The sequence below is a fragment of the Cryobacterium sp. Y62 genome, assembly GCF_002929785.1.
Classification (GTDB): domain Bacteria; phylum Actinomycetota; class Actinomycetes; order Actinomycetales; family Microbacteriaceae; genus Cryobacterium.
Genome location: NZ_PJJK01000062.1, coordinates 1 through 11150, shown reverse-complemented (window position 1 = coordinate 11150; position 11150 = coordinate 1). Strand labels below are relative to the sequence as shown.

Here is an 11150-nt window from a genome sequence, read left to right as displayed (position 1 = left end):
GGGTGGTTTGAGACTTCGTCGAATATTCGACGCTCAGGTCTGTGACGGGTGGCGTTTGGTAACGATCCTTCGCAAGACACTCTGGGACAGGTTCAGTAGGTCGCGGAAACATGGGGTGATTTGTGTAATGCTTGCCGTGTACTCGCCTCTGTAACCTGCTACCAGGTTGGTGATACGTCGCTGTATGAAAATTGGATACGGCCGGGTCTCTACCCGGGACCAGCACCCCGAAGCCCAACACGAGGCCCTGACCGAGACCGGCTGCGAACAGGTCTTCCTCGACACAGCCTCGGGAACACTCTCTTCCCAGCCCGCACTCGACAAGGCTCTACTCTCGGCTAACCGGGCCGGCGATCAAATCGTGGTGACCAAACTCGACCGGTTCGGCCGGTCGCTAGAAAACCTCATCGAATTATCCAACACCCTCCAAGGGCGCGGGGTTGATTTGGTGGTCTTGGACCAGGGCATCGACACGTCCACCATCACCGGGCGGATGTTCTTCCAGATCCTGGGCTCCATCGCCGAGTTCGAGCACGCCCTGATGTCCGAACGGACCCGCGACGGACTCGCCGCGGCCCGCGCCCGCGGAAGGACCGGTGGACAGAAACCAAAACTCGGACCCCGCCAAGTCAGACTGGCCCGCGATTTGTATGAAGAGAAAGACGCCGACGGCAAACGAGCCCGCACCGTCGCACACATCGCCGAAGAATTCGGCGTCACCCGCCCCACGAACTACCGACACCTAGCCAAACCCTATGCCGCTTTCGTCCGCTGCGGCAAGAGGAGAGTGCGTCCCCGAACGCAGCTACATGACGGTGAGAGAATCGGCACCACACGCCACACGACCTTGGCTGCGGATGCTCGACAAATTCACCCCCCCACGAGCTCCGCGAGGGCGGGAGTCACGAAGCTGACCCCGAATTCGTCAGGAACACCCACCCGCACGCTGCCGACGATCCCATCGCCTCTGTACTTCGCACGGTCGGGGACCTGCTGCGCGAGGTGCTCGATGGGCGCCGCCCGCTCGGCAATCACCCGACCCAGCACCGTCCTGCCCTTGCCTCTCGACCGAGTACTCCTCAATTTTCTAATAGTTCAGCGGCGGCAGGATGCGCCCACGGCCGATCCGCTCGAAATCTTCGCTGGCATATAGAAGACGACCACCTCGCCTGCCCGTCCACGCTCCGCGTAATAGTGCGCGATCACCCTATGGTTCGAGGCGGTCATCTGTCCTCTCCCGTCAACGACACGTGGTACGAGTATTTGTCAGCCCGGAACGACGAAACCAGGAGCTCCGCGGCGAGATTCCCGCGCACGAACGAGGTGCGCTCGACCCGAAGATAGGGAATGTCGGTAGGAATATCGATCAGCGCGGCGACTTCGGCGTCCACTACGGCGCTGATGTTCTGATCCGCGCGCTCCAGCGGGACGCCGACATCGCGAAGGTGCCGATAGAAAGATGTGGTTTCCAGATCGATGTTCTCGATACTGGGGACGACATGAATCGGAACGGTCAGCGACTGTACCCCCATCGGCACGTCGGTCAGGTAGCGGATGCGGCGCACGAACCGCACCAACTGGTACTTGGTGAGCCCGAGCCGCAGCTGCTCGTATCTGGTCGGCAGTCGGCGTTCGCTCACCAGCACCCGCGACTCGGGATTCAGGCCGAGGTTCTGGAACTCCTCGTGAAACCCTGTGATCGAGTTAAGGTCACGCTCGAGCTGCCCGGTGCTAACGAACGCGCCGATACCCTTCACGCGATAGATAAGGCCGGCGTTAACGAGTTCCGCGAGCGCCTGACGGACCGTCATCCGCGAGACCGCGAACTCCTTGCACATCGCCTCTTCCGACGGCAGCTTATCGCCTGCCGAATACTCGCCGTGCAGGATCCACTGCCGAACCGTGCGCGCGATGTAGGTGTAGTTGGGCTCCTTTGGGGCCATCTGTCCCATTGCCTCCGGCTTCGCTCCAAGGCTGGCATCCTCTGCGGCTAACATAACATCCTAGCGGACCTGGTGGAAGCCGGGAGTGAACGTCTGCGTCAGCCCCATGTCGATGCGGAGCTCCGTCGAGCTGACCGCCTGTGCCAGCGGGCTCGCCAAGAAGAGCACCGCATGCGCGATCTCGGCCGGCCGGATGAAGCGGTGCTGCGGGATGAACGCGAGCACCCGCTCCTTCGCCTCCTCCTCCGGAATGCCGTGGAGCTTCGCGAGGTGGGCGATGAGCCCGCTCGCCGCCATCGGGGTGTCTACCCAGCCGGGGCAGAGTGCGTTCACCGTCACCCCAAACGGTGAAAGCTCGAGGGCCGCAACCTTCGTGAGATTGCTCACCGCCGCCTTGGAAGCTGAGTACGGCGAATACGTCTCCAGCCCGAAGTTCGCCGTCATGGAAGAGAGGTTGATGATCCGTCCATACGTTCCCGACGAGGTCAGCTGCGGTGTGAAGCCGCGGATGGTACGCACGGTTCCCTTCAAATTCACATCGAATACCCGATCCCAGGTGGCGAAGTCGGTCTCGTCCACGGGCTGCTTCGCGATGATGCCGGCGCAGTTGACGAGGATGTCGGCAGCACCGGCCCACTCCTCGACCGCCGCGACGGCATCGAACACCGACTCGTCGCTCGTCACGTCGGTGGCGACGAAGAGGCTCCGCTCGCCGTCCGTCTGGTCGTCCGCTTGGCCGCCCGGCTGCACCGGCGGCGGTGTCGTGATGTCGAGGTTCGCCACCCGGCAGCCCTCGTCGAGGAACGCCTGCTGCACCGCGGCACCGATGCCGCTGCTCGCCCCTGTGACGACCGCGATCTTTCTTTCAAGCCCGAACCCGCTCATTGCACTGTTCCTTTCCCGGCCGATCCCAGATCAGCCCTTGACCGCACCCGCGGTCAGACCTTTGATGAAGTAGCGTGTGACGAACGAGAACAGCACCACCATCGGAATCGCGATGAGTGTTGCGCCCGCGAGCAAGTCACCCTGCAGCAGAGTAGTCGACTCTGCAATCGTTGCGAGCCCCACCGGAACCGTCTTGTTGACATCGGAGGAGATGAGCATGAGGCCGAAAACGTAGTCGGTGAACGAGACGATGAACGTGAAGACGCCGACCGAGATCACTCCGGGAATCACGAGCGGAAGGATGATCTTGGTGATCGTCTTCAGCCGCGATGCACCGTCGATCCATGCCGCCTCCTCTAAATCGAAGGGGATCGTCTTGAAAAAGCTCACCAACATCCACACGCCGAACGGCAGCGACATCGCGATATGCGCAATCGACAGCCCAAGCAGCGTGTCGTCGATTCGCAGACTAATGAAGACCACCAGGAGCGGGATGGCCAGCAGCATCGGCGGCAGCATGTAGCCGAGCAACATCGAGTTCAGGATGAGCCGGCTGCCGCGGAACCGGAACCGGGTGAGCACGTAGGCCATCATGGTGGACAGCACGATCGTGACCGCCGTCGCCACTAGCGCGACGAGAAAGCTGTTGAGGAAGTAAACGGGGAAGTTCGTCGAGTTCCAGATGCGCTCGAAGTAATAAGGGCTGAACTCAGTCGGCCACAGTACGGTTGCGTCCGAAAAGAACTTCTTCGGGCCACGCAGCGCCGAGATGGCAATCCAGTAGATCGGGAAAAGGGTAAACAGGAGAACTGCCAACCCGCCGACGATGAGCATTATGCGTTTGACGGTCCGATTGCGGCGCATGTCAGGCACCCTTCCTTGCGAACGGGAACCGGCGACGCGGACTCTGTTCGTCGCGGTCGAAGATCTTCAGATAGACCAGCATGGCGACGAGCATGATCGCGAAGGAGATCACCGCGATCGCCGCACCGTGGCCGACATCAAACATCTTGAAGATGCTGATGTAGGTGTAGACGGGCAGGGTCTCGGTCCGCTCCAGCGGACCGCCTCCAGTCAGCAGGTAGATCAGGTCGAACTTGTTGAACATCCAGATGCCGCGCAGCAGCACGATCGTTACGATCAAACCGGTCAGCATCGGGATGGTGATGGTGAAAAAGCGGCGGAAGGCGCCGGCGCCATCCATCTGCGCGCTTTCGTGCAGCTCGTCCGGAACCGTCTGCAGTCCTGACAGAAACACGAGCGTCACGAACGGGGTCCACGACCATACTGACAAGCCGATGCTGGTGAGCATAGCGAGGTCCATGGAGAGGAACTGCACCCGCTCGAGCCCGAACCCGCCCAGGAAGGTGTTCACCATCCCGACGTCGGGGTCGAGGATCCACTCCCAACCGATCGTTACGACGATGACGGGGATGATGTACGGAACCACGGCGGCGCCGCGAACGAATTGATTTCCAGGAAACGCCTCGTTGAGGAGCACAGCGATGACGATCCCGATCACCACCTGCAGGGCGACCGTTCCGATCGCATACACGAAGGTGTTGCCAAGTCCTGACCAGAAGCGATCGTCCTGGAAGACGTCGACGTAGTTCTGCATACCAACGTACTCCGCGGCGCCGGTAAAGCCGGACGCCTCGAACAAACTGTATTGGACGATGAGGATGACCGGCAGGATGACGAGGACCGCCATCAGGATGATGCCCGGAAGCATGAAGGAGAGGACCAATGGAAGGTCTTTCCTCTTGACGCGCTGTTCCATGAGACTCGCTTCTGGTGAGCAGTGAGCACGGCGCGGGGCCGGGGATTACCCCGTCCCCACGCCGCATCAACGGCAGTGGCTGATCAGCTGGGTGCTATTCGAGCAACGATCGGATCTCGTCCCCGAGCCACTTCGTGACCTCGACGGGGTTCTCACCACCGAGGGTCACCCGCTGGTAAGCCTGCGGGAAGATCATTGACTGGAAGAGCTCGCCCTGGCGGGCGTCAGGCTCGGGGCCGTCGGTGTCGATCGAGTGCAGGTGCGCCTCGGTCAGCAAGTCCTCCTGCGGGAGCATGTATTCCTCGCCATACTCGGCGATCGAGGGGATCGCCTGATAGTTCTCCCGCTCAAAAATCGACTTCTGCGCCGGCTGGTAGTGCAACGGCGCGGTGGCCAGCATGTCCACGAGCTTGTTCTCGTAGAACCAGGTGGTGAACTCCTTGGTCTCGTCCGCGTGGTCCGTGTTGAACACGCCCCACCCGTCGTAGCCGAGACTCGCTGCGATGCCGTCTCCATCGGCCATCGGGAAGCCGAAGATCTCGACGTTGTCGAGCATCGCCGGATCCTGCGCTATAATACTGTCAAAAATGCGACCGGAGTAGAAGCTCATGCCGACCTGCTCACCCACGAACGATTCAATCATGTCGGCATAGCTCGCGTTGTCCGCGCGGTCCGGCATAAACTGGTACATCTCCTGCAGCATCGCGAGCGACTCGGTTGTGCGCTCCCCCATCTCGCCCTCATCGATGATGACGTTCCAATCATCGTCGAAGATCTCTACCCCGTTGGCCCACAGCACCTGGCTAGTGATCCAGTTGGAGGAGTCGTCGGCCTTCAGCGGCATGATCAGTCCGGATTTGTCATCACCGAGACCGTCGAAGGCTTCGGAAACGGCAAGCAGCTCGTCCCAGGTGGTCGGGATCTCCATGCCCACCTGGTCGAGCCAGTCGGTGCGGATGATGCCAAAGGCCAGGTTGTAGTCGAAGGGGATCCAGTAGGTGTCTCCATCGATCGGGAACAGCGTCTGACCGTCGTAGAAGTCCTCGACGCCGCCGAGCTCCTCGATTACGTCGTCGACGGGGACCAACCGGTCCTCACCCTGGAACAACGAAATGTGGCCAAAGAAGCCGGTGAGGAATGCGCTGTATTCGCTCGACGTGCCGACCACGCTGTTGACCTTGGTGTAGATGTCTGTCAGCGGAATCGCCTCGACCTCGACCTTGGTGCCGGTCTCGGCCTCGTACTCCGTTGCAGCCTCGCGGAGCACCTCCATCACCGGCTCGGCGGACTCCGCAGACGCAATGCGGATCACCGTTTTACCGGAGTCACCGCCCTCGTTACTGGCTTCTCCGCCGCCGCCGAGGCAGCCGGTGAGCATTAGCGTTGTGCCCGTGATAACCGCGGCCGCGCCAAGCATTCTCTTGTGTCGCAACTTGTACCTCCATTGGTAGTTACTGCTGGTGCCGCCTCGGGACTAACTCAAGGCCTTTCCGACCGATTCATCCTGAAATCGGGTCAGTCTGTGGGTGACGTCTGTAAGTGCCGTCACTGCGTCTCGATAGATTCCGAAGAGCTCGTCGTAGCGGGCAGCCCGATGAGCGTCCGGAGAAGCGGATTTGGTGACGCGCTGCGTCGACGCGACCGCATCCTTGAGACCCGAGTACCAGCCGGAAGCTGTCGCGGCGAGAAGGCACGTGCCGAACGACGCCTCGCTGGAGGCCGGCACCTCCACCGTCATCCCGAGGACGTCCGCGGCGATCTGCGTCCATACGTCGCTCTTGCTGCCGCCACCAATGAGCCGCACGGTGGCGCCCACTGACGGTGCGACGTCGCCGTAAACCAGACCCGCGTCGCGGATGGAGAAACAGACCCCCTCCATCACCGCCCTCGCCAGATGCGCGCGGGTATGCCGACTGGTCAGGCCGATGAACGAGGAGCGGAGCCGGGAATCCCAGTACGGCGAACGCTCGCCGTTCAGGAACGGGTGGAAAACGAGCCCGTCGCTACCGGCCGGAACCGCCGCGATCTCGGCGTTGATCCGTGTGTACAACTCGTCAGACGATAGGGTCTCCGCCAGCTCCGGGAAGAACGTCTCACGGAACCATCGGAACGACGCCGCGGCGAAGTTCGTGGCGCTGTTGAGATAGAAAAGCCCCTCGACCGGATGCCCGTAGGAGATCACGGACGGGTCGCCGACGTGCTCGGCGATCACGGTGTAGTTGCCGGCGGTGGCAAGCTTCACGACGGCGTCCCCGACCTCGACCGCGCCCGCGCCGTATACCTCCGCGGCGGTGTCGGCCGTTCCGGTGATCACGCGGACGCCCTCAAGCAGACCGGTGCGTTCGCTGGCCTCCGCCGTCAACGTGCCGACGACGTCGGTCGGGCGGAAGATTCGCGGCAGAACGGCCGGCGAAAGGCCGATCAAGTCGAGCAGCTGCTTCGACCACTCGCCGCGACCGATGTCGAAGAACAACGTGCCGCCGGCCTCGATCGGGTCGGTCCCCATCTCGCCCGAGAAGCGCCAGCGCACGTAGTCCTTCATGAACAAGACGTGCCGCGTCCGGGCGTACTCTTCAGGCTTGTGCTTCGAAAGCCATAGGAACTGCGACAGTGTCCACGTCGGCGCCGGAGTGTTGTGCGCGACGGAGTGGATCAACTCGCCGTGCTGCTCGATCAGCTCGCGCGACTCGACGTCTGCGCGCTGGTCGTTCCAGAGGATGGCCCGCCGAATGGGGCGCTTGTGCTCGTCGAGCAGTACACCGGTGTGGTGCGGTCCGGAGAAGGCGATTCCGTCGATCCGCGCCCGCTCGTCGTCGGTGAGACTCGCGGTAGCCTGCCGTACACCGGCGAACGCCGCATCCGTCCAATCCTCGGGATCCTGCTCGACCCAGCGCGGCTCGTCGTAGTGGCTGAGATATGAGTGGAAACTCTCGGCGACGATGGCGCCGTCATTGCGCAGCACGGTCACCTTGCAGCCGCCGGTGCCGTTGTCGACACCGATCACGAACCGCGCCGAGGTCATGCGCCGGCCGATTCCTGGTCGATGACGACCTTCAGCATCGCCTCGCCGCGCTCAATAGCCTCGAACCCCTTGGCGATGGCGTCCTCGAATGACATCACGTGGGTAATGTGCTCCGAGAGAGTCAGTTGCCCCTCGGCGACGTAGGACACGGCCTGCTCGAAGTCGACGCGGGTGTAAACCCGGCTGCCCCGGAGATCGATCTCCTTGGTGATGATCTGCGTGACGTCGGTCACGGGCACCTTCTTCGGCAGACCGACGACGCCGAGCACCGCGCCTGGGCGCGCTGCGTCGATGCACGCCTGGAGTGCGATCTCGACGCCTGTGGCCTCGAGGCAGATGTCGGCACCAGCAGTGCCCGTCTGCTCGCGGATCGTTTCCGCGGCCGTGATCAGGTCGCGTACCACGGTGGCGCCGAGGCGCTCGGCGGTCCCCGCGCGAAAGCTGTTCTGCTCGGCGACGAAAACGCGCGCACCGGCGCGTTGCGCCAGCTCGGCGGCGATCAGGCCGATGGGACCACCACCCGCGACGAACACCACCTGGCCGTCTTGGACTCCGCCGACCCGAGCGATCAGGTGGGCGACGACGGCGACGGGCTCGATGAACGCCGCGTCGCGCAGCGACAGAGAGTCTGGAATCCGGAAAACGCGGGATTCCGGAGCCAGCACCAGATCGGCGAGGCTGCCGTCAACGTCGACGCCGAGCAGCCGGAGCTTCGCGCACTGGTTGTAGTCGCCACGCCGGCACGGCTCGCACTCGCCGCAGTTCAGGAGCGGTTCGACCGTGACACGATCCCCGGGTGCGAAGTTCGTCACGCCCGCCCCGATGCGCTCCACTGTGCCCGAGAACTCGTGGCCGAGGATCACGGGAGGCGTTGCGCGGGAGTGGCCATTGTGCCAAATCAGCAGATCGGTGCCGCAGATGCCGGTGAACGCTGGGCGCACGAGCACCTCATCGGCGTCGAGTTCAGCTGGCGTTTCGACCTCTTCGTAGCTAATGGTCGACCGTGCAGAGTACGAAAGTGACCTCATGGCTCAGTTCACCTCGAATCCGAGCTTGCCCGGATTCAGGATGTTGCGCGGGTCGAGCAGGCGCTTGATACCCGCCAACACCTCGAATCCGGCGCCGCCCTGCTCCCGCATCAGCCAGCCCAGCTTGTGACCGATACCGTGGTGCTCGTTCAAGGTTCCCCCGTGACGCAGATTGATGCGCGAGCACTCCGCCCAGATCTGGTTGTGCAGGCGCAGCAACTCCATCGCGTCCTGCGGCGGATTGTCGATGTAGAACCGGTCGTAGATCATGGTGCCCCACGCGTACCAGTGGCTGAAGTGAGCGGTGTATCGGGCTCCCCACTCGGCATAATTCGTCTCGACCGCCTCCTTCTTCGCTCGGTAAAGCTCAGCGATGTGGTCGTAGGTGGTCACCGTCTCGGTAGTGCCGTAGAGCTGCGGGTAGGCCGGCTGCAGCGGCGGGCGGTAAAAGTCATACCGGTGCTCCCACCAGTGCCGCCCCTCCTCTTCACCCCGGTCGGTCGCCTTGTTGCTCTCGACGATCCGCTGGATATGGGCCATCTGAGCAGCCGCGATATCTTCGAAACCGTCGACCATCACAACCATGTTGACGCCGCTCAGCTTGTGGCCCACCGCGGTCAGCGCCTTCTCCGTCGCTGCCGGGTCGTAGAGGCGGATCACGGCGGGCACGACGCGGGAGGTCATGATCTGGCGCCCGGCCTCCAGACCGTCCTCGATCGTCGGGAACTCGAACACGCGGAACAGCCGCGTCTCCGGCAGCGGATCGAGGCGCATCCGCACTTCAGTGATGATTCCGTAGGTTCCCTCGGAGCCAATGAACAGCGAAAGAAGGCCGGGGCCAGCCGCGTGGTTCGGCACGGTGAGGGTATCGAGAACAGTGCCGTCAGCCAGCACCACCTGCATGGAGATCGCCATGTCCTCGGCCTTGCCGTATTTGGTCGACATCACACCCGAGCCGCGCGCCGCCAAATAACCGCCGAGCGACGCCATATCGACCGACGACGGGTAGTGCGCCAGTATCAAGCCGCGCTTGTTGAGGTAGTCCTCCAGCACGCGCCCGTTGATGCCGGCCTGGGCGGTGAGGATCAGCGACTTCTCGTCGACGTCGAGTACCTTATCCATGCGACCGAGGTCGAGGCAGAGGCCGCCGAACAGGGTTGCCGCGCCGCCCTGCGTTCCGGAGCCGCCACCGCGGGCGATCACCGGAATTTTATAAGTGTTGCAGATCCGCACCACCCGGGAGACTTCGGCGGTGGTCAGCGGGTAGACCACGAAATCGGGAAGCGGAATCTCAGCGCCCTTGGACTGCCACATGAAGGTGGCCCAATACTGATCGATCGACGCGCGCTTACGCACGTCCTCATCAGCGCTCACATGGTCAACGCCAACCACGTCTTCAAGTTCGGTGCGGAATTGCTCCAATGCGTAACCGGTGAGATGTTCCACCTATACCGTCCTGTCCTCGTATATGAGGGACGACGAAGCACCACTGAGAGCAGATGTCATCGTCTCCTTGTATAGACAACTATATATCTGCTTGCGCTTCAAATCAACTGTTCGAGTGAACTGGGGTCAGCTCACCTAACGGAATAAATACCCACGGTAAGACTTCGATGGCGACCGCTGACCGCCACGGAATACTTCGCTCGGGGAGTGGCTGAAGTTACGACGTTCCGTTGGCGGGGACCCACTGGTACAACGTAGGGATGGACATGCCCAGGTCACGCGCAACCTCGGGTGGTGTCATACCTGCTTCGAGCAGCTTTATGGCTGATGCGATCTTGCTGTCTGTCATGAGGCATTTCCGGCCGGGAAAGTGACCTCTGGTCCGGACAGCAGCTAGGTGTACCCGGCCATGACGTTAGTGACTTAAGGGGGTGAAAAAGGGAGGGCCTCCGGTGCTTAGTGGAGATGTTCAACGTCTCACTACACAACGGAGGTCCTCGTGTCACACATTAATGCCCGGTTGAACGTTCGCGGAAGGGCTCTGCTGGTTGAAAGGGTTCTCGGCGGTCGTCCGGCGGCGCACGTCGCCAAGGAACTCGGCATCTCTCGGCAGTGCGCGTATCGGTGGGTGCGCCGCTACCGTGCCGAGGGTGTCGCGGATCTCAGCGATCGGTCGTCGCGACTACACGTAATGCCAACACAAACCAGCCCGGAACGTGAAGCGGCCGTTCTGGAGGCGCGCACCCGCCTGCGCACCGGCCCGGCCCGCATCGCCGCCGACACCGGCGTTCCCGCACGGACCGTGTCGAGAGTGCTGGCGCGCCACCACGTTCCGGCGCTTTGGGAATGCGATCCGCTGACCGGTGAAAAGATTCGCGCCACCCGCGCCACGGCGAACCGATATGAACGCGCCCGCCCGGGCGAGATGGTGCATATCGACGTCAAAAAGCTCGGACGCATGGGATTGCCCCTGGTTTGGTTGACTCCTGACCTGTGGAGATTCGTCTTCACTGGAAAGATGTCATCATGCCCAAGCCCTACCCACC

At 62.5% G+C, this 11150-nt stretch carries 10 protein-coding genes and 1 pseudogene; 2 read left to right on the top strand and 9 right to left on the bottom strand.

Annotation, left to right across the window (positions count from 1 at the left end; genetic code table 11):
* Positions 1–184: 184 nt before the first annotated feature.
* Positions 185–1153 (top strand): recombinase family protein, encoded by a 969-nt coding sequence (locus CXY71_RS21660; RefSeq protein WP_233204323.1) that lies wholly within the window; start codon positions 185–187, stop codon positions 1151–1153.
* Positions 1154–1223: 70 nt separating this feature from the next.
* On the opposite strand, the gene CXY71_RS01450 is transcribed toward CXY71_RS21660, so the two are convergent.
* The 9 genes and pseudogenes from CXY71_RS01450 to CXY71_RS22285 all read right to left on the bottom strand — a co-directional run.
* Complete coding sequence (locus CXY71_RS01450; protein ID WP_104133949.1) at positions 1224–1997, bottom strand: GntR family transcriptional regulator; 774 nt, start codon at positions 1995–1997, stop codon at positions 1224–1226.
* A gap of 6 nt (positions 1998–2003) precedes the next feature.
* Complete coding sequence (locus CXY71_RS01445) at positions 2004–2828, bottom strand: SDR family NAD(P)-dependent oxidoreductase (protein ID WP_104133948.1); 825 nt, start codon at positions 2826–2828, stop codon at positions 2004–2006.
* 30 nt (positions 2829–2858) lie between these two features.
* The gene (locus CXY71_RS01440) at positions 2859–3662 is read right to left on the bottom strand and encodes a carbohydrate ABC transporter permease (protein WP_199184150.1); all 804 of its coding nucleotides are present in this window, start codon (positions 3660–3662) and stop codon (positions 2859–2861) included.
* Positions 3663–3693: 31 nt separating this feature from the next.
* Positions 3694–4608, bottom strand: coding sequence for a carbohydrate ABC transporter permease (locus CXY71_RS01435; RefSeq protein WP_199184148.1), 915 nt, complete (start codon positions 4606–4608; stop codon positions 3694–3696).
* A gap of 94 nt (positions 4609–4702) precedes the next feature.
* A complete protein-coding gene (locus CXY71_RS01430) occupies positions 4703–6040 on the bottom strand; it encodes an ABC transporter substrate-binding protein (protein ID WP_146072704.1) in 1338 nt (445 codons plus the stop codon).
* A 42-nt stretch (positions 6041–6082) separates the two neighbouring features.
* On the bottom strand, positions 6083–7630 hold the full coding sequence (gene xylB, locus CXY71_RS01425; RefSeq protein ID WP_104133945.1) for a xylulokinase: 1548 nt from the start codon (positions 7628–7630) through the stop codon (positions 6083–6085).
* Entirely contained in the window at positions 7627–8571 is a 945-nt protein-coding gene (locus tag CXY71_RS01420) for a zinc-binding dehydrogenase (protein ID WP_158252934.1), read from the bottom strand. The genes xylB and CXY71_RS01420 overlap by 4 nt, the downstream gene beginning before the upstream one ends.
* Before the next feature lie 90 nt (positions 8572–8661).
* Positions 8662–10104: an FAD-binding oxidoreductase gene (locus CXY71_RS01415; RefSeq protein ID WP_104133943.1), complete on the bottom strand. Its 1443-nt coding sequence runs from the start codon at positions 10102–10104 to the stop codon at positions 8662–8664.
* A 217-nt stretch (positions 10105–10321) separates the two neighbouring features.
* Positions 10322–10468 (bottom strand): annotated as a pseudogene (locus CXY71_RS22285) (helix-turn-helix domain-containing protein); the annotation flags it as partial.
* Positions 10469–10603: 135 nt separating this feature from the next.
* On the opposite strand from CXY71_RS22285, the gene CXY71_RS01405 reads away from it, so the two are divergent.
* On the top strand, positions 10604–11150 hold a 547-nt coding region (locus tag CXY71_RS01405; RefSeq protein WP_146072703.1), incomplete at its 3' end, for a leucine zipper domain-containing protein.

What these genes read in the sequence shown, in the direction of transcription:
- CXY71_RS21660 (WP_233204323.1), top strand. Translation starts at nt 185, where the DNA reads ATGAAAATTGGATACGGCCGGGTCTCTACCCGGGACCAGCACCCCGAA.
- CXY71_RS01450 (WP_104133949.1), bottom strand. Translation starts at nt 1,997, where the DNA reads ATGTTAGCCGCAGAGGATGCCAGCCTTGGAGCGAAGCCGGAGGCAATG.
- CXY71_RS01445 (WP_104133948.1), bottom strand. Translation starts at nt 2,828, where the DNA reads ATGAGCGGGTTCGGGCTTGAAAGAAAGATCGCGGTCGTCACAGGGGCG.
- CXY71_RS01440 (WP_199184150.1), bottom strand. Translation starts at nt 3,662, where the DNA reads ATGCTCATCGTCGGCGGGTTGGCAGTTCTCCTGTTTACCCTTTTCCCG.
- CXY71_RS01435 (WP_199184148.1), bottom strand. Translation starts at nt 4,608, where the DNA reads ATGGAACAGCGCGTCAAGAGGAAAGACCTTCCATTGGTCCTCTCCTTC.
- xylB (WP_104133945.1), bottom strand. Translation starts at nt 7,630, where the DNA reads ATGACCTCGGCGCGGTTCGTGATCGGTGTCGACAACGGCACCGGCGGC.